This window comes from Hyphobacterium sp. (genome assembly GCF_965217055.1).
Lineage (GTDB): Bacteria > Pseudomonadota > Alphaproteobacteria > Caulobacterales > Maricaulaceae > Hyphobacterium.
Genome location: NZ_OZ244227.1, coordinates 1,712,671 through 1,734,407, shown reverse-complemented (window position 1 = coordinate 1,734,407; position 21,737 = coordinate 1,712,671). Strand labels below are relative to the sequence as shown.

Annotated in this window: 22 protein-coding genes; 12 read left to right on the top strand and 10 right to left on the bottom strand. The window is 61.9% G+C overall.

Annotated features, from left to right (window positions below):
• Window positions 1-27 precede the first annotated feature (27 nt).
• The 8 genes from ACOOFN_RS08760 to ACOOFN_RS08725 form a co-directional block, all read right to left on the bottom strand.
• A complete protein-coding gene (locus tag ACOOFN_RS08760) occupies window positions 28-1,230 on the bottom strand; it encodes a hypothetical protein (RefSeq protein WP_420430767.1) in 1,203 nt (400 codons plus the stop codon).
• A gap of 23 nt (window positions 1,231-1,253) precedes the next feature.
• Entirely contained in the window at window positions 1,254-2,087 is an 834-nt protein-coding gene (locus ACOOFN_RS08755; RefSeq protein WP_420430766.1) for a peptidylprolyl isomerase, read from the bottom strand.
• Window positions 2,084-2,788: a respiratory nitrate reductase subunit gamma gene (gene narI, locus ACOOFN_RS08750; protein ID WP_420430765.1), complete on the bottom strand. Its 705-nt coding sequence runs from the start codon at window positions 2,786-2,788 to the stop codon at window positions 2,084-2,086. Before narI ends, ACOOFN_RS08755 begins: the two co-directional genes overlap by 4 nt.
• Window positions 2,785-3,486, bottom strand: a complete 702-nt coding sequence (gene narJ, locus ACOOFN_RS08745) for a nitrate reductase molybdenum cofactor assembly chaperone (RefSeq protein ID WP_420430764.1) — start codon at window positions 3,484-3,486, stop codon at window positions 2,785-2,787. The genes narI and narJ overlap by 4 nt, the downstream gene beginning before the upstream one ends.
• A complete protein-coding gene (narH, locus tag ACOOFN_RS08740) occupies window positions 3,486-5,012 on the bottom strand; it encodes a nitrate reductase subunit beta (RefSeq protein ID WP_420430763.1) in 1,527 nt (508 codons plus the stop codon). The genes narJ and narH overlap by 1 nt, the downstream gene beginning before the upstream one ends.
• On the bottom strand, window positions 5,009-8,746 hold the full coding sequence (locus tag ACOOFN_RS08735; protein WP_420430762.1) for a nitrate reductase subunit alpha: 3,738 nt from the start codon (window positions 8,744-8,746) through the stop codon (window positions 5,009-5,011). Before ACOOFN_RS08735 ends, narH begins: the two co-directional genes overlap by 4 nt.
• Window positions 8,747-8,758: 12 nt before the next feature.
• The gene (locus ACOOFN_RS08730) at window positions 8,759-10,366 is read right to left on the bottom strand and encodes an antiporter (protein ID WP_420430761.1); all 1,608 of its coding nucleotides are present in this window, start codon (window positions 10,364-10,366) and stop codon (window positions 8,759-8,761) included.
• Window positions 10,367-10,433: 67 nt separating this feature from the next.
• Window positions 10,434-11,759 (bottom strand): MFS transporter, encoded by a 1,326-nt coding sequence (locus ACOOFN_RS08725; protein WP_420430760.1) that lies wholly within the window; start codon window positions 11,757-11,759, stop codon window positions 10,434-10,436.
• Window positions 11,760-12,010: 251 nt separating this feature from the next.
• Between ACOOFN_RS08725 and ACOOFN_RS08720 the strand changes: the two genes are divergently transcribed.
• From ACOOFN_RS08720 to ACOOFN_RS08670, 11 genes are all read left to right on the top strand, one after another.
• Complete coding sequence (locus tag ACOOFN_RS08720) at window positions 12,011-12,709, top strand: helix-turn-helix domain-containing protein (RefSeq protein ID WP_420430759.1); 699 nt, start codon at window positions 12,011-12,013, stop codon at window positions 12,707-12,709.
• Complete coding sequence (mobA, locus tag ACOOFN_RS08715; protein WP_420430758.1) at window positions 12,693-13,244, top strand: molybdenum cofactor guanylyltransferase; 552 nt, start codon at window positions 12,693-12,695, stop codon at window positions 13,242-13,244. Before ACOOFN_RS08720 ends, mobA begins: the two co-directional genes overlap by 17 nt.
• Window positions 13,245-13,319: 75 nt before the next feature.
• Window positions 13,320-14,339 (top strand): GTP 3',8-cyclase MoaA, encoded by a 1,020-nt coding sequence (moaA, locus tag ACOOFN_RS08710; protein WP_420430757.1) that lies wholly within the window; start codon window positions 13,320-13,322, stop codon window positions 14,337-14,339.
• Window positions 14,340-14,342: 3 nt separating this feature from the next.
• Window positions 14,343-14,600, top strand: coding sequence for a MoaD/ThiS family protein (locus ACOOFN_RS08705; RefSeq protein ID WP_420430756.1), 258 nt, complete (start codon window positions 14,343-14,345; stop codon window positions 14,598-14,600).
• On the top strand, window positions 14,597-15,058 hold the full coding sequence (locus tag ACOOFN_RS08700; RefSeq protein ID WP_420430755.1) for a molybdenum cofactor biosynthesis protein MoaE: 462 nt from the start codon (window positions 14,597-14,599) through the stop codon (window positions 15,056-15,058). Before ACOOFN_RS08705 ends, ACOOFN_RS08700 begins: the two co-directional genes overlap by 4 nt.
• Window positions 15,055-15,570: a molybdenum cofactor synthesis domain-containing protein gene (locus tag ACOOFN_RS08695; RefSeq protein ID WP_420430754.1), complete on the top strand. Its 516-nt coding sequence runs from the start codon at window positions 15,055-15,057 to the stop codon at window positions 15,568-15,570. The genes ACOOFN_RS08700 and ACOOFN_RS08695 overlap by 4 nt, the downstream gene beginning before the upstream one ends.
• 16 nt (window positions 15,571-15,586) lie before the next feature.
• Window positions 15,587-16,777, top strand: a complete 1,191-nt coding sequence (gene glp / locus ACOOFN_RS08690; protein ID WP_420430753.1) for a gephyrin-like molybdotransferase Glp — start codon at window positions 15,587-15,589, stop codon at window positions 16,775-16,777.
• Window positions 16,777-17,532: a sulfite exporter TauE/SafE family protein gene (locus ACOOFN_RS08685; RefSeq protein WP_420430752.1), complete on the top strand. Its 756-nt coding sequence runs from the start codon at window positions 16,777-16,779 to the stop codon at window positions 17,530-17,532. The genes glp and ACOOFN_RS08685 overlap by 1 nt, the downstream gene beginning before the upstream one ends.
• 1 nt (window position 17,533) lies before the next feature.
• The gene (locus ACOOFN_RS08680) at window positions 17,534-17,920 is read left to right on the top strand and encodes a YbaN family protein (protein WP_420430751.1); all 387 of its coding nucleotides are present in this window, start codon (window positions 17,534-17,536) and stop codon (window positions 17,918-17,920) included.
• Entirely contained in the window at window positions 17,917-18,684 is a 768-nt protein-coding gene (locus ACOOFN_RS08675) for a hypothetical protein (protein WP_420430750.1), read from the top strand. Before ACOOFN_RS08680 ends, ACOOFN_RS08675 begins: the two co-directional genes overlap by 4 nt.
• Before the next feature lie 113 nt (window positions 18,685-18,797).
• Complete coding sequence (locus ACOOFN_RS08670) at window positions 18,798-19,403, top strand: TetR/AcrR family transcriptional regulator (protein WP_420430749.1); 606 nt, start codon at window positions 18,798-18,800, stop codon at window positions 19,401-19,403.
• 142 nt (window positions 19,404-19,545) lie between these two features.
• Here the strand turns inward: ACOOFN_RS08670 and ACOOFN_RS08665 are convergent, their stop codons facing one another.
• Window positions 19,546-19,731: a hypothetical protein gene (locus ACOOFN_RS08665; RefSeq protein WP_420430748.1), complete on the bottom strand. Its 186-nt coding sequence runs from the start codon at window positions 19,729-19,731 to the stop codon at window positions 19,546-19,548.
• A gap of 13 nt (window positions 19,732-19,744) precedes the next feature.
• On the opposite strand from ACOOFN_RS08665, the gene ACOOFN_RS08660 reads away from it, so the two are divergent.
• Complete coding sequence (locus ACOOFN_RS08660) at window positions 19,745-20,026, top strand: hypothetical protein (protein WP_420430747.1); 282 nt, start codon at window positions 19,745-19,747, stop codon at window positions 20,024-20,026.
• A gap of 15 nt (window positions 20,027-20,041) precedes the next feature.
• On the opposite strand, the gene ACOOFN_RS08655 is transcribed toward ACOOFN_RS08660, so the two are convergent.
• Window positions 20,042-21,631 carry an AbgT family transporter gene (locus ACOOFN_RS08655; RefSeq protein WP_420430746.1) on the bottom strand — a complete coding sequence of 530 codons (1,590 nt, stop codon included), beginning with the start codon at window positions 21,629-21,631 and terminating at the stop codon, window positions 20,042-20,044.
• Between the last annotated feature and the right edge of the window lie 106 nt (window positions 21,632-21,737).

Sequence of the window (21,737 nt, the reverse complement as noted above, 5' to 3'; positions counted from 1 at the left end):
CCTGTCCGGTTGCCCGGCCTCCTCTTCCTAGCGGGTCACGGTGAGCGCGATCCAGAGCTTGTTGCGGTCGGCGGGACCATTATCCGGCCCGTCATAGAACGCCGCCTTGAACTGCAGCGAGACATGCTCGGTCAGCCGCGAGGTCGCGACGAGATCGATTTCAGACCCAAGTGATCCGCCCCCGGATTCCGCTTCGAAATCGTGGTAGACTGCGGCCAGCGACAATCCCTGGCCGAAGACAGGGTCACTGACCGTCCAACCGCCGCGGATGTAGAGATCACGGATTCCGCTCGGCGGGGTGGCCAGAAATACATCGGCCCAGCCCTGGAAGGCATGCAAGGTCGCCAGCGGCGTTGCGAAGCCGCGCGCGCCATCTCCTTCGAGAATCTCGAAACCGGCTGCACCGGAGATACCGTTCTGCGACAGGCTCGCCTGGGCCCGGAACAGGCCGAGATCGAAGCTGGCCGGATTGTCGCCATAGTCGGTCTGATGCGCATACTCCGCGAAATACCCGAACACAGGCGACCCCTCGCGCAAGATTTCGCCCTGCCAGCGCGCGCCAAATGTCGCCGATGAAAGTGCAGCAATATCCTGATTGTCGATCAGATAGGCAAAGCCGGACAACCGGCCGGCCGGCGCGGCGAATTCGGCTGTCACCACGTGACCGTCGAGATCCCACTCACCGGCAGGGTGATCATCTCCGAATATTCGGTTCACGCGGTCGAGATATAGATAGTTGAGCGTCAGGTTCTGAACGCCTTCAAAGCTCAATCTCAGAGCGTCGAACGTCTGCTCGTTCTGACGGAAGCCGACATTGCCGACATAACGTGCATCGCCCAGGATAACCCGCTGGCGTCCGAGCGTCAGGGTTGTGTCGTCCAGACCCGTATACGTTAATTGCGCGCGGTTGAGTTCGGTCTCCTCCGGATCCGCCACCACGGGAAAACCCGTCTGGCCGTTCGTTGTCGAATTGAAGTCATCAACGAGATGCAAGACGTTTTCGCCTTCGACCAGGAAGCGGAACCCGTTCATCGGACCGCTATCAATCCCGAATCGGGTTCGAAGGGTCAGCGCCTGCGCGCTGTCTGCGAAGCCGTCCTGGTCGACGCTTTCATAGCGAAGCCGCGCGTCGATCAGGAATTCCGGGTCGGCCAGGGCCGGCGCGCCAGAACTGGCCGCCAGCACGAGACCGCCTGCCAACCGCGAAATCTGTAGAAATGGCCTGCTCATTGCGGCTCTCCCTTTTATCGGCCCTACTGGACCAGCGGCGTTTTTGCGCCGTTCAGTGCGACGCCCGTGATGGTTGCCTCACCGATCACCAGCGAAATGAATTGCGAGACGGCACGCCGCCAACTGGCATCGCGCAGGAATTCCTCGACAAGCGGACGGGCAATTTCGAAATCCGGCACCGTGCCGGGCGCCTTCTGGTCAAGCCGGATGATGTGAAACCCGTAGGGCGTCTCGACCGGCGACGCGCTGATCTCGCCTGGTTGCATCTCGCGCACCGCCGCTTCGAACAGCGGCGTCGTCTGGCCGGCGGCAATCTGGCCGAGCCGTCCGCCGTCATTGGCCGAAGGGCAGTCCGACCGGTCCCGCGCCATCCGCTCGAATTGACCGGGCTTGTCCTGCAACGCCTCGATCAACGCCTCGGCCTCCCGCTTCGCGCGGGAATAGGCGAGCGCATCGCGCTTGTCGGCCTGCAGCAGGATATGCGCAACTTCATAGAGATCGGCCGAACGGAATCGCCCGCGATTGTTCTCGAAATAACGCTGGCTGGAGGACAGGTCGGGATTCGGCACCGAAACTTCGGCCTCCAGCAGCTGACGGATCAGGGCGTCGTCCTCCGGTTCCTTTCGGTCAGATGCGTCGGTGACAGGCTGCGCGACGAGACCCAGTGCGCGGGCCTTCTGCAACAGCGCCTCGCGGATCACCAATGCCTCGGCGGCTGCCGCCCAGGCTTTCTCCGGCCGGTCGGAGGCGTGGTTCTGCGCTTCCGCAGCGATGTTTTCCGGCGAGATTGCAATGCCATTGACACTCACCGGCACCGGCTGGTCAGGCGTGTTGGAAATCAGCGAAGCCTTGCTCATTTCGCTGCCTCCTTCCGGGCCCGCCGGCGCACCACCTGGTAGCCGCTGCGGAACACGTAGCGGACCGGTGCGCTGAACATGTGAACCAGCCGCGTGAACGGGAAGACCAGGAAGATCGTCAGCCCGAGGAAGATGTGCATCTTGAACAACCAGTGCGCATGAACGATGTGCTGCGCGGCATCCGCCTGGAAGGTGAAGATGCCCTGCGCCCAGCTCATGAAGGTCACCATTTCGTGCCCATCCAGGTGCTGCAGGGAGACCGCGATCGTCCCCAGCCCCAACAGCAGTTGCGTATAGAGCAGCAGCAGAATCGCCATGTCGGCGAAACTCGTCGTGGATCGGATACGTGCATCGAACAGCCGCCGATGCAGAAGCAGACTCGCTCCGACCAATGCCAGGACACCTGCGACACCGCCGGCCACGATCGCCAGCATCTGCTTGGCGCCGTGGCCAATCCCAAGCGCATCAAACACCGCGATTGGCGTCAACAAGCCAACCAGATGGCCGACGAAAATCACCAACACGCCAACATGGAACAGGACCGACCCGATCATCAGTTGTCGGCGCCGCAAGAGTTGGCTTGAGCCAGCCCGCCAGCTGTAGGGCTCGCGGTCATAGCGAATGATCGAGCCGACAATGAGGACCGACAGAGCGATATAGGGATAGATGCCAAATACGAAATTGTGCAGGAACTCGGTCATGGCCGATCTCCTTTCGATGCATTGGAGTCAGGCGGCAAAGCCATCTGGTTGAGCATGTCGCTGGCAACGGGACAGCCGGCATTCGGATCGGGTCCGAACACGACCTGTTCCTCCTCCCAGGCCTTGTCGATGGCCTCCAGCGACTCGTCTTCGTTTGCCGGAGTTTCCACCTCTGCATCAGCGAGCGCGGCATCGCGATCGGCGAGCTGCCCCAGTGCACGGAAAACTCCGGCATAGATGCTGTCACGCTTGCGCAGGCGTTCGGTCAACGCGTCGATCACATGCGCGGCCTCGCCGAGCAGCGCGCGCGCTTCGGCGAGCGGTTGCGTCGACAGGAATTCGAGGAAGAGCGGCAGGAAGTCCGGCAGCTCATTGGCCGCCGGTTCCAGACCGTGGCTTTCATAAAGCGCCTTGAGATCGACCATCGCCTGGCCGCGGTCGCGGCTCTCGCCATGAACATGTTCGAACAGGTGCAGCGACAATGAGCGCGAGCGATCGAACAGCTGAACATAGCGTTCCTGCAGATCATACAAATCGCGATCAGCCAGTTGCTGTGACAGCTTTTCCAGCCCCGCGAGCTCTCGTTTGCCGAGCAAGTCTTCTGCCTTCATCACCGGGATGAAGTCATCGGCCGCCGCGACAATCTCCGGGGTCGGGTAATTCAAAAGGGCAGCCAATACCTTGAAGGTCCGGGTCATCAGCTTTTCTCCATCGGGGTTACCTGAGCACGTCGGCGCGGCCCGCCGAACAGTGACGCCTTGCTCGATCCGTCGGAGCAGCCATTGCCAAAGCTGAAGCCGCATTCGCCGCGAATATCGAATGCCTCTTCGGCTTCCTCGCGATGCGAAGTCGGGATCACGAAGCGATCCTCGTAATTCGCAATCGCCATGATCTGGTACATGTCCTCGATCAGCGCCTGATCGAGGCCGACGGCTTCTGCAATCGAGGGATCGACAATACCGTCTACCGTCTTGGCGCGCATGTAGGCGCGCATGGCGAGCATGCGTTCCAGCGCCAAAGCGACCGGTGCCTCGTCGCCCGCCGTCAGCAGATTGGCGAGATAGCGCAGCGGAATGCGCAACGAGCGAACGTCAGGCATGCCATTGTCGCTTTCGATCGCCCCGGTTTCGGCGGCATTCTTGATCGGCGACAGTGGCGGCACATACCAGACCATGGGGAGCGTCCGGTATTCCGGGTGCAGCGGGAATGCGATTTTCCAGTCGATCGCCATCTTGTAGACCGGCGATTGCTTGGCGGCTTCGATCCAGGCTTCCGGCACACCGTCCTTGCGGGCCTGTTCCTGGATGTCCGGATCGTTGGGATCGAGAAAGATATCGAGCTGCGCCTGGTAGAGGTCTTCCTCGTTCTCCGTTGAGGCCGCTTCCTCAATGCGATCAGCGTCGTACAGCAGCACACCGAGATAACGGATCCGCCCGACGCAGGTTTCCGAACACACGGTCGGCTGACCGACCTCGATCCGCGGGTAGCAGAAGGTGCATTTCTCCGACTTGCCGCTCGACCAGTTGAAATAGATCTTCTTGTAGGGACAGCCGGACACGCACATTCGCCAGCCGCGGCATTTCTCCTGATCGATCAGGACGATGCCGTCCTCGTCCCGCTTGTAGATCGCGCCCGACGGGCAGGCCGCCGCGCACGTCGGGTTGAGGCAGTGCTCGCACAGGCGCGGCAGATACATCATGAAGGTGTTTTCGAACTGGCCGTAGATCTCCTTCTGGACGCCCTCGAAATTGTAGTCCTCCGAGCGCTTTGAGAATTCGCCGCCGAGGATCTCCTCCCAGTTCGGGCCCCACTCGATCTTCTCCATGCGTTCGCCGGAGATCAGCGAGCGTGGCCGCGCCGTCGGAAAGGCCTTGGACTCCCCGGCGGTCTGCAGATGGCCGTAATCGAAGGTGAAGGGCTCGTAGTAATCGTCGATTTGCGGCAGGTCCGGATTGGCGAATATCTTCGCCAGGATCCGCCATTTGGAGCCCATCTTGGGGTGCAGGCTGCCATTCTTCGCCCGCTTCCAGCCGCCATTCCAACGCCCCTGGTTCTCCCAGTCCTTGGGATAGCCGACGCCGGGCTTGGTCTCGACATTGTTGAACCAAGCGTATTCAACGCCTTCGCGGCTGGTCCAGACATTCTTGCAGGTCACCGAGCAGGTGTGGCAGCCGATGCACTTGTCCAGATTGAGGACTTTTCCGATTTGCGCGCGGATCTTCATTCTGCCGCCTCCATTGCGTCGGCGGCCGGCCCTTCGAGCCAGTCGACCTTGTCCATCTTGCGGACGATCACGAACTCGTCGCGGTTCGAGCCGACGGTTCCGTAGTAATTGAATCCGTAGGATTGCTGGGCGTAACCGCCGATCATGTGCGTCGGCTTCAGCGTCGCCCGCGTTACCGAATTGTGGATGCCGCCGCGCTGTCCGGTCAGCTCCGAACCGGGCACGTTCACGATCTTCTCCTGGGCGTGGTACATGAACAGTGTGCCCGACTTGATCCTTTGCGAGACCACGGCCCGGGCGACCAGCGCGCCGTTTGAATTGTAGGCTTCGACCCAGTCATTATCGACGATGCCGGCCGCAGCTGCGTCATCTTCCGATAACCAGACGATCGGCCCGCCGCGCGACAGGGTCAGCATCAGGAGATTGTCGGTATAGGTTGAGTGGATGCCCCATTTCTGGTGCGGCGTGATGAAGTTCAGCACAATCTGTTGATTGCCGTTCGGCTTCGAGTCGATCACCGGCGCAATCGTCGCCGTATCGATCGGCGGCCGGTAGACACACAGCCCTTCACCAAAGGCCAGCATCCATTTGTGATCCTGGTAGAGCTGCTGGCGCCCGGTCAGCGTGCGCCACGGAATGCGCTCGTGCACATTCGTGTAACCGGCATTGTAGCAGACCTTCTCGCTCTCGATCCCCGACCAGGTCGGTGAGGAGATGATCTTGCGCGGCTGCGCCACGACATCGCGGAACCGGATCTTCTCGTCTTCCTTGGGAACGGCCAGGTGAGTGTGGTCGCGACCGGTATTTTCCGACAATGCCGCCCAGGCCTTGACCGCCACCTCGCCATTGGTTTCCGGCGCCAGCATCAAAATGGTCTCTGCCGCGTCGATCGCGGTCTCGATTTTCGGCCGGCCCTTCGACACGCCCTCTTCGAGAACCACTCCGTTCAGGGCGGCGAGGTGCTCGACCTCGTGCTCGGTGTTCCAGTTTATGCCTTTCCCGCCATTCCCAAGCTGGTCCATGATCGGACCCAGCGAGGTGAATTTGCGATAGAGATCGGCATAATTGCGTTTCACCACCGCGATCTGCGGCATCGTCTTGCCCGGCACCGGCTCGATCTCGCCCTTGCGCCAGTCTTTCACATCGAAAGGCTGGGCGATCTCGCCCGGCGTGTCGTGCAGGATCGGGATCAGGACAATGTCCGTTTCCTCGCCCATCTCTTCCGGCGCAATGTCGGAGAGCTTGCGGGCCAGCCCCTTGAAGATGTCCCAGTCGCTGCGCGCTTCCCAGGCCGGGTCCACCGCCGCGGTGAGCGGGTGAATGAAGGGATGCATGTCCGAGGTGTTGAGGTCGTTCTTCTCGTACCAGGTCGCGGTCGGCAGAACGATGTCGGAATAGACACAAGTCGTCGACATCCGGAAATCGATTGTGACGAGAAGGTCGAGCTTTCCTTGCGGCGCCTCGTCATGCCATTCGACTTCCGAGGGCCGGTGCTCCGGTCCGGTTTCTTCGCTCATCACGCCATTCGCGGCGCCAACCAGGTGCTTCAGGAAGTATTCGTGGCCCTTGCCCGAAGAGCCGAGCAGGTTCGAACGCCAGACGAACAGGTTTCGCGGCCAGTTCGCCGGATTGTCCGGGTCTTCGCATGACATCCGCAAATCACCGGCGCTGAGGCTATCGACGACAAATTCCTTTGGGTCCTTGCCGGCCTTCTCTGCCGCTTTCGAGACCTCGAACGGATTGGTCTGCAGCTGCGGCGCAGACGGCAGCCAGCCCATGCGCTCGGCACGAACATTCCAGTCGATCATCGCACCGGACCAATCGCCTTCCGGGGCCGTCGGCGACACGATCTCTGCAACATCCAGCGTCTCGTAGCGCCACTGGTCGGTGTGCGCATACCAGCAAGAGGTGGAGTTCTGGTGCCGCGGCGGACGGTTCCAGTCGAGCGCGAAGGCCAGCGGCTGCCAGCCGGTTTGCGGACGCAGTTTTTCCTGACCTACATAGTGCGCCCAGCCCCCACCGGACTGGCCGATACAGCCGCACATCACCAGCAAATTGATGATGCCGCGATAATTCATGTCCATGTGATACCAGTGGTTCAGACCGGCCCCGAGAATGACCATGGACTTGCCTTCGGTCTTTTCGGCATTGGTGGCGAAAGCCCGCGCCGTAGCGATGATCTTCTGTCGGTCGACCCCGGTGATCTGCTCGGCCCAGGCCGGCGTGTAGGGTGCTGCCTCGTCATAGCTGTCCGCCAGGTGATCGCCGCCGAGGCCGCGATCCAGCCCGTAATTTGCGCACAGCAGGTCGAACACAGTGACCACCAGCGCGTCGCCGTCGGCCAGCTTGACCCGCCGTGCCGGCAGCTTGCGCATCAGCACGTCGGGATGATCGGTTCCGGCGAAATGGTCGTGGTGCTTGTTGCCGAAATAGGGGAAGGCAACATCGACCGCTTCGTCATGGCGGTCATCGAGAATGAAGGACAGTTCGAGCTCGGTCTCCTCGCCCTTGCCGTCCTTCTGCTCGAGATTCCACTTGCCTTTTTCGCCCCAGCGAAAGCCGACCGAGCCGAGCGGCGCTACATAGCGGCCGCTCTTGCGATCATAGGCGATCGTCTTCCATTCCGGATTATTGTCCTCGCCCAGCTTGTCGTCGAAATCCGAGGCGCGCAGCAACCGGCCGGGCACCATGCGCCCGTCTTTCTCCTCCAGCCGGACGAGATTCGGCATGTCGGTATTCTCGCGCGCATAACGCTCGAAATACGGCGCCTGCCGGTCGAGATGGTATTCGCGCAGGATGACATGGCCCATCGCCATGGCCAGCGCGGCATCCGTTCCCTGCTTGGGGTTGAGCCAGATATCGCCGAACTTCGCGGCCTCCGAATAGTCCGGGCAGATCACCGCGCTCTTGGTGCCGCGATACCGCGCTTCGGTATAGAAATGGGCGTCCGGCGTGCGGGTCTGCGGCACGTTCGAGCCCCAGATCAGCAGGAAGCCGGCATTATACCAGTCGGCCGATTCCGGCACATCCGTCTGCTCGCCCCAGGTCTGCGGGCTGGCCGGCGGTAAATCGCAATACCAGTCATAGAAGGACATGCAGACGCCGCCCAAGAGCGAGAGATAGCGCGACCCGGCCGCGTAGGAGACCATCGACATTGCCGGGATCGGCGAGAAACCGAACACCCGGTCCGGCCCGTATTCCTTCGCCGTGTAGGCATTGGCCGCGGCGATGATCTCGTTGACCTCGTCCCAGTCGGCGCGCACGAAACCGCCGGAGCCGCGCTTGGAGACATAGGACGCTCGGATGTCAGGATCCGCCTGGATCGAGCGCCACGCCGCCATCGGTGCGAGCGTCTGGCGCGCCGCGCGCCACGCTTTCAGGAGGCGCGAGCGGATCAGCGGGTATTTCAGGCGATTGCCTGAATACATGTACCAGGAATAGCTCGCCCCGCGCGAACATCCGCGCGGCTCGTGATTGGGCAGGTCGGGCCGGGTCCGTGGATAATCAGTTTGCTGGGTTTCCCAGGTCACCAGCCCGCCCTTGACGTAAATCTTCCAGCTGCACGATCCGGTGCAGTTCACGCCATGGGTAGAGCGCACGATCTTGTCGTGCTGCCAGCGCTTGCGGTAGGCGTCTTCCCACTTCCGGTCCTCGGTGGTGGTGATGCCGTGCCCGTCGGAAAAGGTTTCCGTCTTGCGCGTGAAGAAGGTGAGGCGATCAAGTAGATGGCTCATGGTTTCAATCCTTTACGGGTTCTTCACATAGGCGCCGGGGCGCAGGTAGAACCACCAGTTGATGGCGATGCAGACGGCGTAAAAGACGGCAAAACCGATCAACGCGTATTCTGGCGTGGTGGCGCGGATCTGTTCTCCGAAGACCTGCGGGATGATGAAGGCGCCATAGGCGGCCACGGCTGAAGTCCAGCCCAGCACAGGCCCGGCCTGCTCGCGATCGAACACCATGGCGATGGTGCGGAAGGTGGAACCATTGCCGATGCCGGTGGCCGCAAACAGGATCAGGAACAGGACCAGGAAGGGCGTGAAATAGACTTCCGGCGTCGCCGACCCGTAGGCCTGCCTCATGAACCAGGCAACACCGAGCGCGCAGATCACCATGACGACCGAGATCACCTGGGTCACCAGCGCGCCGCCGAAGCGGTCCGCAAGCTTGCCACCAATGGGCCGGATCAGCGCGCCGATGAACGGGCCGGTCCAGGCAAACATCAACGCGCTCGGCCCGTTCGCATTGATCGTGTCGTGCGTCATCACGCCGTCGATTTCGAGGTGCTGGAAGCCGAAAATCACCTTGATGGCGAGCCCGAAAGCGGCGGCGTAGCCGATAAAGGAGCCGAACGTCATCGTGTAGATGACCGTCATCGCCCACGTGTGCTTGTTGCGGAATATCTTGTACTGGCGGTCGAGGCTCTTGCGGATTGCGCCCGGTATCGCTTTCAGGGCAAACACGGTGGCCGCGATGACGGCCGGCAGCACCAGCCATTTCGAAATGCCCCAACCGGATCCATTGGCGTCCGCAGGCAGCATCAGCCAAAGCCCGGCGGCGGCCGTGAGCAGGCCGATCGCGAGCATGCCGGCAATCTTCGCAAATGCTGCCGGCGGCGAACCGATGTCCGGCGAGACGTGCTCGTCACGGATATTGTTCATGCCGAACCAGGTGGCGATGACCACCGGGATCAGGATCGCGACCCAGATGAAGCCGGCATTGTGGAGGTAGGTCTCGGTCCCCGCCGGAATACGGCCGATCAGCGTGCCTGACGTGTTCTGCAGCACCATCGAGGTGCCGCCGAAAATCCCCACCGTCATCACCAGCGGGATCAGGATCTGCATCGTGGTGACGCCGAAATTGCCGAGCCCGGCATTCATGCCCAGCGAATAGCCCTGCACCTTCTTGGGGAAGAAGAAGCTGATATTTGACATCGAGCTGGCGAAATTGCCGCCGCCGAATCCCGACAGCAGCGCCATCAGCTGGAACTGCCATAGCGGCGTGTCCGGATTCTGCAGGATGATCGCTGTACCGGCCGACGGCAGGAGCAGCAGCGCGGTCGTGAAGAAGATCGTGTTGCGCCCACCCGCAAGCCGGATAAAGAAAGTCGAAGGGATACGCAGTGTCGCACCGGACAGGCCGGCGATGGCCGTCAGCGTGAATAGCTCGGCCTGGCTGAACCCGTAGTTCAGATTGATCATCTGGACCGTGATGATCCCCCAGTAGAGCCACACGGCGAAACCGCACAGCAGGGCGGGAATCGAGATCCAGAGATTGCGGTTGGCGATACCTTTGCCGGTCGTCTCCCATTGCTCGGGATCTTCGGGGTTCCAGTTATAGAGGTCCTTGGCCATTTCGGTGTCCTTGTTGTGGTGTGGCCGTGGTGGCGCGCGGTGTGGCGCACGTCACCACGGAACGGTCTCAGCTAGCCTGCGGAGCGGGGAGTGGCTCGTCGGGCACATCGCTGAGGTGTTTCTCATCGGCCAGAGCCGGATATTTGCGCTGTTCCATGCGGCGGATGGCGACGTGCATCCAGATCGTGGATACGAGGACGATCACAAACATCAGCATGAAGCAGCTGGTCCAGACGCCGGTCAGGTCGTTCATTATGCCGAAGCTGATCGGCAGCACGAATCCGCCGAGCCCGCCAATCATCCCGACCAGGCCACCAACCGCGCCGACATGATGCGGATAGTAGACCGGGATGTGCTTGTAGACCGCCGCCTTGCCGAGCGACATCACGAAGCCGAGCCCGATGGTCAGCACGGTGAACAGGCCCACGCCGATGCCGAAGCTGAATTCGATCGGGCCATCAATGCCGCTAACGATGTAGCGGGTCTCCGGATAGCTCAGGACAAACAGGCAGATCAGCGAAATGATGAAGGTGAGGTACATCACGAAACGTGCGCCCCACTTGTCAGACATCCACCCGCCGAGCGCCCGGAAGATCGAGGCCGGAAGCGAATACGCGGCGGCGAGCATGCCAGCGGTCTGCAAATCCAGCCCGTAGGCGCCAACATAATAGCGCGGCAGCCATGAGGCGAGCGCGACGAAGGCGCCGAAGACGAAAAAATAGTAGGTCGCGAACCGCCAGACCTGCGGGTTTTTCAGCGGTTCGAGCTGCATCAGCGCCGATGGCCGTTTCTGGCCGCTCTTGCGTTGCTCGACCACAACCGGATCGTCCTTGGTGAACACCCAGAACACGACCGCCATAACAAGCAGGACGCCGGCATAGATCTGCGCCGTTTGCTGCCATCCAAAGGCGACAACCAGGAAGGGTGCGCCGAAATTGGTCACCGCTGCGCCCATGTTTCCGACGCCGAAAATGCCGAGCGCCGTACCTTGCGACTTCGCATCGTACCAGCGCGACACATAGGCGATGCCGATGATGAAAGATCCGCCGGCCAGGCCAACGCCCAGCGCAGCGAGCAGCAAAAGGGGATAGCTGTCAGCCATCGACAGCAGGAAAGCTGCCACAGCCGTCGTGACCATCTGGATCGGGAACATGATCCGGCCGCCATATTGCTCGGTCAGGATGCCGAGAAATATCCGGCTGATGGATCCGGTCAGGACGGGTGTCGCCACCAGCAGTCCGAACTGGGTCTCGGACAGGCCGAGCTCCTGCTTGATACGCACCCCGATGATCGAGAAGATCGTCCACACGGCAAAGCAGACCGTGAACGCCAGGAGGCTCATCCCGAGCGCCTGCCGCTGCTGGCCTTTTGTGACCCCGTCGAGTGTATGCATTGCTGTCCCCCATTTGTGTCGAGACACCCGGCTGCACCGGGCAGACACCACATTCATAAGGGCAGTTAACAAGTATTGGGACTGATCGACTTGTCGCGCGTCAATACAGCGCGCCTGCAATTCTTTATTAGAAGCGCCTCAAACGGTATCTATACAATTCGCAAGCCCAGAAAACGATTCCATCATGTGTGGCCTTGATCCAGGTCAAGACAGCCTGTATCGGGGGCGGCAGAACTGGCCGGAGCATAGCAATGAGACAGACGGATCGCGAGATCGTTCGGAATCTCAAATTGTTCAAGGACATTGACGAGGAGGTGTTCGACTCGCTGATGACCGCCGCCTATGCACAGCGGCTGCCGCCGCATGTCGAGCTGATCCGCGAAGGTGAGCCCGCGGACTTCCTGCACATTGTGCTGGACGGCTGCGTGGAGCTCTTTTCCAGCGGGCATGGTCGCGAATCCTCCCTCGCCATTGTCTCGCCGGTCTCCACCTTCATCCTCGCGGCGACCGTGAACGACGCGCCTTTTCTGATGTCGGCGCGCACCATCGAATCCGCGAAACTTCTCCTGATCCCGTCGCAGAATGTACGAGATGCCTTCGAGAAGGACCCGAACTTCGCGCGGGCGATCGTCACCGAGCTCGCCCAATGCTATCGCGGTGTCGTCAAGTCGATGAAGAATCTGAAACTGCGAACGTCGATCGAGCGCGTCGGCAATTACATCATTCGTCTTCAGGAAAAAGCCAGCGGCAGCGACACGGTACAACTTCCCTATGGCAAGAAGAATCTGGCATCGATCCTCGGCATGACCCCGGAAAACCTGTCCCGCGCATTCGGCGCTTTGCAGTCGCACGGCATCCTGATGGACGGCGCACGGATCGAGATCACCGATCGCGCCGCGCTCGAAGCGATCAGCAAGCCCAACCCGCTCATCGATGACCCGCGCAACTAAGACCCGGGCAATTGCCGGCGTTGTGCTGGCCGGCGGGCAATCGCGCCGCATGGGCCGGGACAAGGCCGACGTAATGTTCGAGGGTCGCAAGCTTCTCGATCTTGCCGAGGACAATTTGCGACAGGCCGGCTGTGCCTCGGTCTATGTCAGCGGCCGGCCTGAACGGACCAACGGGATCGCGGACAAGGACACCGACCAGGGCCCGGCTCACGCCATGATCGACGCGATCGAATTTCTCGGCGATCGCTATGGCGGGGCGCTCTTTCTACCGGTCGATATGCCATTGCTGCAGTCATTCGACCTGCAACCGCTCATTTCGGGTGACACGAACACCTGCCGTGCCTGGGTGCGGCATCCGTTGCCCGCATTCATCCCGGTGTCCGCGGTGTTGCCGGCACGCGATACGGTCCGTTCGGTCAAATCATTGTTGGCCGCACTTCCGACAGACTGGTTGGTCGTAGAAGACGGCGAGGCCGACCGCTTCGCCAACATCAATACCCCGGCGGAATTGACGGCGGCGCTCAAAATGCGATGACCTGCGACCTCGCGTCGCTTGCAACACATTGCGTTTGATGTTTGTCAAGGACCAGAGCTTGCCGAGGATTCCGCAATGGACCGCCGTCTGCCCGTCAGTCCTGCCACGCCCCTGATCGACCGTTTCGGGCGGCAGATCACCTATCTTCGGCTGTCCGTCACGGATCGTTGCGATCTGCGCTGCGTCTATTGCATGAAAGCGCGTCCGGAATTCCTGCCGAAAGCGGATCTGCTGACGCTCGAAGAGCTCACCCTTGTTTGCGACGCCTTCATCTCCCGCGGCGTTACCAAGATCCGCCTCACCGGTGGTGAACCACTCGTCCGCAAGGATGTGATCACCGTGATCGAGACACTCGGCACCCGGATCGGCCCCGCCGGTCTCGATGAGCTCTGCCTGACCACGAATGCCACCCAGCTGCCGAAATATGCGGACCGGATCGCCGCGGCCGGCATACGGCGCGTCAACATTTCGCTCGACACGCTCGAACCGGATGTCTACCGGCGGCTTACACGCGGTGGGGATGTGAATGTCGCGCTGACCGGCATCGCTGCGGCAAAACGCGCCGGGCTGAAGGTCAAAATCAATGCTGTCGCCATGGCAGGTGTAAACGAGACCCACCTGCCCGGTCTTATCGCCTGGGCCCATGGCGAGGGCCACGACGTCTCGCTCATCGAAGTCATGCCGGTCGGCGAGATCGGCGCCGACAGGTCGGCGCAGTTCCTGTCGCTGGAGAACGTCAGGGCAGCCCTCGCCCGCCAGTGGTCACTGACCGACCTGCCGGACAATACCGGCGGTCCCGCACGCTATGCGCGGATTGCGGAAACCGGCGGCCGCCTTGGCTTCATCTCGCCGCTGACCGGCAATTTCTGTGATACCTGCAATCGTGTCCGCGTGACCTGCACGGGCGAGCTCTATACCTGCCTCGGCAAGAGCGGCCGCATTGATCTCCGCCAACCCTTGCGCGAGGGCGGACGCGACGCGCTCGATGACGCCCTTGACGCGGCAATGGCCAGCAAGCCGCTGGGACATGATTTCGATGTCTCGCCCGGAGCCGCGGCGTCGGTCGATCGCGACATGGCCCGTACGGGAGGCTAGGCGATGCGGATCGCGCTTGAATTTTTCGGTCCGATCCAGGACCGCCTCGGCAGCGCCGTCGACAATGTTGAGCTCGGCGGCGAGCCGGCTACGGCGGCGGCGCTCATCGAGCATCTCGCGGAGACGCTCGACGGCGGCGAGGCGCTTCGCCAGGACCATTTGCGTGTCGCGCTGAATGACCAGCTGATTGGCAGGCACGAGCCGCTGCAGCTGACAGAGGGCGACCGCATCGCCTTCCTGTCCCCGTTTTCGGGGGGATGATGCCCGCCCCGATCATACATCTGACCGGCGAACCCCTCGTGCTTGCAGACCTGGAAGCCCGGCTGCCCGCCGATCCCGGCGTCGGCGCCGTGGCCAGCTTCACCGGAAAAGTCCGCGCCAATGACGATCTCTCGGCCCTCGAGCTGACCCGGCATCCGGTCCTGACGGCATCCGCCCTGCAGCGCATCGGCGAGACCGCCATCGACCGTTTCGACCTGGCCGGGCTGCTGATAGCGCATCGCTATGGCCGCATGGCGCCCGGTGAGCCCATCGTCCACATTGTCGCCCTCGCAGCCCATAGGCGGGCCGCGCTGGACGCGACCGCCTTCGCCATAGATGTTCTGAAAACCGAAGCGCCGTTCTGGAAACGCGAATGGCGTGGCGAGACGGCGCGGTGGGTCGAAACGACGTCTGCCGACCAGGAAAAGGCAGGCCAGTGGCTGGAGACGGGCAGATGAAGTGTGTTCCCGAAACCGTCGGCTTCGCGGTGATGACCGTCTCCGACACGCGCGACACCAAGACCGACAAGACCGGGCCATGGTTGCGCGAACAGATCGTCGCCGAGGGTCACGCCGTGATCGATCATGCCATCGTGCCGGATGACATTGGGTCCATCCAGTCGCAGCTCGGGTCTTGGATCGCGAATCCCGCCATCCATGCGGTCATCGCGACAGGCGGAACCGGTCTTACCGGCCGCGATGTGACGCCGGAAGCGTTCAGACCGATGTTCGAAAAGGAAATGGACGGGTTCGCCGCCGTCTTTCACCAGGTGAGCTTCCGCTCGGTCGGCGTCTCGACGATCCAGTCGCGCGCAATCGCCGGTATTGCGGGCGGCACCTATCTGTTCGCTATACCGGGATCCTCTGGCGGCTGCCGCGATGCCTGGAACCATGTCCTCCGCGATGAATTCGACCGCACGCACGGTCCCTGCAATCTGGTCGAACTCATCCCGCGCCTGACCGAACGCTAGGCCGACGATGGCATCCATGATTTCCCTCGACGAAGCCCGCATGCTGATCCGTACCGAGACCGCGCCGCTCGCCACAGAAACGGTTGCGCTGGACGCAGCCGTCGGACGCGTGCTGGCGGAGCCGGTGAAAGCTCTCCGGACCCAGCCACCTTTCGCTGCATCGGCGATGGACGGTTATGCCGTGCGATCGGCCGATCTCGACGGCAAGCCGGTGCAGCTCCTGGTGCGCGGCGAGGCGGCGGCGGGTCATGCCAGTGAGCGGCCGCTCCAGGCAGGCGAATGCCAGCGCATCTCGACCGGCGCCCCGATTCCGGCTGGTGCGGAGCAAATCGTCATCCAGGAAAATGTGCAGCGCGACGGCGACCAGATTTCGACCTCGGATGCATCCGAGCCCGGTCGTCATGTCCGCCGTGCCGGTATCGATTTCAGCTCAGGAGATACCTTGCTGACAGCTGGCACGCAGCTAACGCCACGCCGGCTCTCTCTCGTCGTCAGCGCCGGCCTGACGCGGTTGACTGTAAGGCGGCGGCCGCGGACCGGAATCCTCTCAACAGGTGACGAGCTGGTCGAACCGGGCCAGTCCACACGGCCTGACCAGATCGTCAACTCGCTGGGCCCCGGCCTCGCCGCCCTCGTCCGGCAATGGGGTGGCGACCCGCACTATCTTGGTATCGCACGCGATGATCCGGAACAGGTCCGCGACAAGCTGGCATCGGCCGCCGGTTTCGACCTCATCGTCACCATCGGCGGGGCATCGGTCGGCGATCATGACCATCTCCGGCGTGTCTTCGACGAAATGGGCGGGCAACTCGTCTTCGAGAAGGTCGCGATCAAGCCGGGCAAGCCGACCTGGTTCGGCCAACTCGGTGCCACGTGCGTCCTGGGGCTTCCCGGCAATCCGGTTTCCGCCATGGTGATGGCGCGGCTGTGCCTCAAGCCACTCATGGATGCGCTGCTAGCGAACACCGTCAGCGATACATTCCTGCTCGCCAGGCTATCTGCGGACCTGCCGGCCAACGGGCCCCGTGAAACGCTGATGCGGGCCAGGCATGAAGCCGGCACCGGCAAGATCGTGTCCCTGGACAATCAGGATTCCTCTGCGCTATCGGCCCTCAACACGGCAAACGCGCTGATCCGCCGTCCGGCGGGAGCCGACGCCGCCGCCATGGGTGATACGGTAGAGTATCTCCCGCTCGGCGATTTGTGATGGCTCCGGTCTGGCTGGGCGGTTTTTTTTTCTTCACCGCCTTCGCTTATGCCATGGTCGGTTTCGGCGGCGGCTCGACCTACACCGCCCTCCTCGTGCTGGCCGGTACCGATTATACGATTCTCCCGGCAATTTCGCTGGCCTGCAATATCACCGTCGTCACCGGATCGACTGTCCGGTTTGCGCGCGCCGGACTGATCCGCTGGCGCCGCCTTGTTCTGCTGTGCAGCGCCTCGATCCCGCTGGCCTGGCTGGGCGGGCTGGTCGAGCTCCCGGAGCGGGTCTTCGTCACCGTGCTCGGGCTGGCGCTTCTGGCTTCTTCCATGGCGCTGGTGTTTCGCAACCCGTCACCGCGCGGCTCACCGCCGCGCCTGCCCCGCTGGAGCGAACCGGTGCTCGGCGGCTGCACCGGTTTTCTTGCCGGCCTCGTCGGTATCGGTGGCGGCATTTTTCTCGCACCGCTCCTTCACCTCGTGCGTTGGGGTCCGGTCCGGGAGATCGCCGCAGCTGCCGCATTCTTCATCCTCGTCAACTCGTTGGCGGGTCTTGCCGGACAAGCGCAGCGCCTGGCCGGCAGCGGCGAAATCGACACGCTTCTGGCCTACTGGCCGCTGCTGCCGGCGGTGCTGATCGGTGGCCAGATCGGCGTCTGGGTCGGCCGCGACAAGGCGTCCGATCTCTGGCTGATCCGGCTGACAGCCTTGCTGGTCCTCGTCGTCGCCTTGCGCCTGCTTTGGCGAGCGGCAGGTATCTGACATGATCGGTCGCACCAAGCGCCTTGTCTGGCTCACATTCGGCATCATCGCTGTCGGCCTGGGGACGATCGGTGTCTTTCTCCCTTTGCTGCCGACAACGCCTTTCGTCTTGCTGGCCGCCTTTGCCTTCGCACGCTCTTCGCCGCGCTTGCACAACTGGTTGCTGCAGCACCGCGTTTTCGGTCCGCTGATCGAGAACTGGCGGAAGTACGGCGCGATCGGGCCTACGGCCAAGATCGCCGGCGTGTTATCCCTGCTCGCAGTCTTCCTGCTTTCGGTCCTGTTTCATGCGCCGGCTTATGTACTGGCGATACAAGGCGTCGTGCTCGGCCTGTCAGGCCTGTTCATTCTCACGCGGCCATCGCCGCCGGATAGTTCGGTCGATTGACGAAGGAATTGCCCTTTCTGCTTGATCTTAATCAATTATCAATCGGCACTCCATATTGCGACCGGGTCGTTTTGGGGGATATCATGTTCAGGAAAGCGGCGCTGGACGCGGATGATTCACGTGCGGATGGCACAGAATTGACCTCTGTGCTTGATGTCCGTCACCGTCTGACGCCTGACGAAATTGAACAAGCCAACGGTCAGATCCGGCGGATTGTCGAAGATCGTATTCGTCATTCCAGCATATTCCATCCCGCAGCCATTCAACGGATCACGGAACTCATTCTCCTTCAGCCAACCATCGAGGGGGTGGTGATGGAGGGGGGACCAGTCGAGGTGGAAGAGAATCGGCGCCTCGGTCTCGGCGATGGCGTGGTGATAGGTTCCGGATTCGCACAAGCGGTTCGCGATATGCGCGGCGCAGCAGCTATCGAATTCGTGCGTCAATCCTTCGCCCAGCTGCAGACGAGATATCGCTGCACACTCCTGCGCGTGTTGGGCGCACGCAATGATCCGGAAACCCGCAACCTCTCTGTAAGACTGCAAGCTGCTGATCGGTCCTGTATCGACAGCCTCGGCTGCGATGGCGAGGTTTACAGCTTGCGAGATCTGCCAATCTTTCCGCTGCCTGGATGTGCGTCTCGGCAATGCCCCTGCACACTGGAACTGATCGAGGGACGTAGCCAAAAGGTGCGGCGAAGCGGTCTGTCAGTGTCCCGACGCTTTCGTAGGCTCTTCATCCGGCTCTCGCGTAGCAGGCGCTAGGGCGGACACTATCCGAAGGGTTTTCGCCAGATCACGCCAGCTGTGATGCCGCCCTATCGCTTTCACTTATTGATCCGATCGTGTATTCATCTGCAGCCATTGACGAGGTTGAGATGAATGTGAATGTAGGCCGGTCCAGCGCTCGCGGCGCTGCCAAAACACGATATCTGATCGATGTCGCCACCGGTCTGTTTCAGAAGCTGGGCTATGGCCAGATGAGCCTCGACGTTCTCGTACGAGAGGCAAAGGTCTCGAAAACAACCATATATTCGCGGTTTGCGTCGAAGGCCGAATTGTTCAATGCGGTCATTCAGAATGCCTGCGCCGAGGCCAATGCGTCCGCGACGGAATCCATCCCGGAACTCTCGGATTTACAGGCAACACTCCGGATGGTGGGCCGCGATGTCCTCGATCGTTTCTCCCAGCCAAAAATGGCGGCCATTCTCTTCGGAATAGCGGAAGCCAGCCGAAGCGACCCTTCAGCCCGCCGGCTGTTCTGGGATTCCGGCCCGGGAATTGGCGCCCGGATCATTGCCGAAGCCATCAATCGGCGCGCGCCGTCAGCACCGGCGTTCGATCTTGGTAATGAATTCGTTCTCGATATCAGCGGTGTGATCATCGGCCGGGCCCTGCTTGGCTTCACGGACTTCGACGCGCTCGATCTCGACGCCATAGTCGAAGAGCATGTCGACCGCTTTTTTGCCCGGCACAGCCTCTGACAAAAAAAGGCGGGCCCGGAGGCCCGCCCAGCGTACGCGATGTGCTTAACCTTGACTCGGAGGGAGAGAGGACGATGCGCGGAGAGAACTCGTTTCCGCGCCCCGCCCGACTCTTAAGCCATGCGTACTACCCTCTGAACGCCTAGCGACGGATTGTGATCCGGCCGTAGAAGTAACGGCCAGCCGTGTCATACGTCTGGTTCAACGTGTTCATGTCATCATTGTTGGAGACATAGGGCGGCGTCTCGTCAGCAAGATTGCGCACACCGAAGGTCAGGCCAACACCGCTGTCGACGAAGTCGTAAGCGGCCTGGATGTCATGATACATCACACGCTCTGCCGTGTTCGTTGTGCTTGCGATCGCCCGGCGCACAGTAGGCTGGCGCCGGCAGGCCTGGATACTGAACCTGTGGGGCTTTCTGGATTTCTGGGTGACGATTTCGCTCGCAATCCTGGCTTATCGAGCGCTCCCGATCGATCCCGACACCGGCGCCGGCATCCGGGCCTCGCTGGTCGAGGCGCCGCTCGCCCTTTTTCCCGCCTTTGCCATTCCGGCCTTCTCGTGCGTGCATTTCAGTGCGCTTGCACAATTGGCCACCGGCAACGCCCACAAGACGGGCTAGGCTGACTGCGGGGCGTTAGGGCGTGTAATAGGTCGGCGAGCCCGGCCCGACCGGCAGGTCCAGCCCGAACGTCCACAGGAAGAAAAAGCTGACCCAGGCCAGGATGAAGAAGATTGTGTAGGGCAGCATCATCGCGATCAGCGTACCGACCCCGAGATCGGACTTGTAGCGGGTTGCCCACGCAAGGATGAGGCCGAAATAGCTCATCATTGGTGTAATGATATTGGTCGTGGAATCACCAATCCGGTAAGCGGCCTGAATGACTTCCGGCGAATACCCGATCAGCATCAGCATCGGCACGAAGATCGGCGCCGTCACCGCCCATTGTGCCGATGCCGATCCCAACATCAGATTGACGAAGCAGCACATCAGGATGAACAGGATGAACAGCGCCGGGCCGGTCATCCCCGTGTCCTGCAGGAAACTGGCGCCGGTCACCGCGGTGATCGCGCCCAGATTGGTCCAGCCGAAGAACGCCACGAACTGCGCTGCAAAGAAAACCAGGACGATATACAGGCCGAGCGAGGACAGCGCCGCCGCCATCGCGTTGATGACGTCGCGATCATTGCGCATCGTGCCGGCTGCGCGGCCGTAGGCGAAGCCGGTGGCCACGAAAAAGATCAGGATCCACACGACAAAGCCCCGGAAGAAGGGGGCATTGATACGGTCGCCGGTCTCCGGGTTTCGCAATATCCCCCACTCCGGGATCAGCGTCAGCGCCATCAGCCCGAGCACGCCCAGCAAGGCGATGCCGGCCCAGCCCAGCCCCTTGCGTTCCTTGGCAGTCAGCGGCTCCATCATCCGGTCGTCGAGAATGTCCGGATCGGCCTGGCTGGAATCGTATTTTCCGAGCTTCGGCTCGACGATGAAGATCGTGACCAGCGAGCCGACGATCGTGATCAGGAAGGTCGAAGCGACCATGAAATACCAGTTGGCGGTGGCGACAACGATATAGTCCTGGTCGATCAGGCGCGCCGCTTCCTGCGTGATGCCGGCGAGCAGCGGGTCGATCGTGCCGATCAGAAGGTTAGCGCTATAGCCGCCGGATACGCCGGCGAAAGCCGCCGCCATACCTGCCAGCGGGTGTCGCCCCAGCGCATAGAAGATCGCGCCGCCCAGCGGGATCAGCACGACATAACCGACTTCCGACGCGGTGTTCGAGACGATGCCTGCGAACACGATGGCGACCGTGACGACATGCTTTGGAACGCCGAGCACCAGAGCCCGGACGGCAGAGGACAGAAGCCCCGACCGTTCTGCCACGCCGACACCGAGCATGGCCACGAGCACAACGCCGAGCGGTGCGAATCCCGTGAAGTTCGTGGTCAGCCCGGTGAAGATTCGCCGCACCCCGTCGCCACTTAACAGGCTGACCGCCCGGATCATGCCGTCATCGGCGCGGCCAGGCATTCCCACCGGGCGGGGGTCCTCGACCGCCAGCCCGAAGGCACCGAGGACGCCGGACAACAACACGATCCCGACCGCCAGGATGGCAAACAGGGTCACCGGGTGGGGAAGCAGATTGCCGAGCCACTCGACGCCGTCGAGGAAGCGTGTGAAGGCGTTGCGCTTTGTGGTCGGCGATTGCGTCGGGGCGTCGGCCATGCGGCAACTCCTAGGTCATAGTCGTGTGTCGCGCCATCAAGACGGCGACACACGATGAATTTCAACCCTCGGCTTGCTGGGGATAAAGCCGGAAAATCCGAACCGG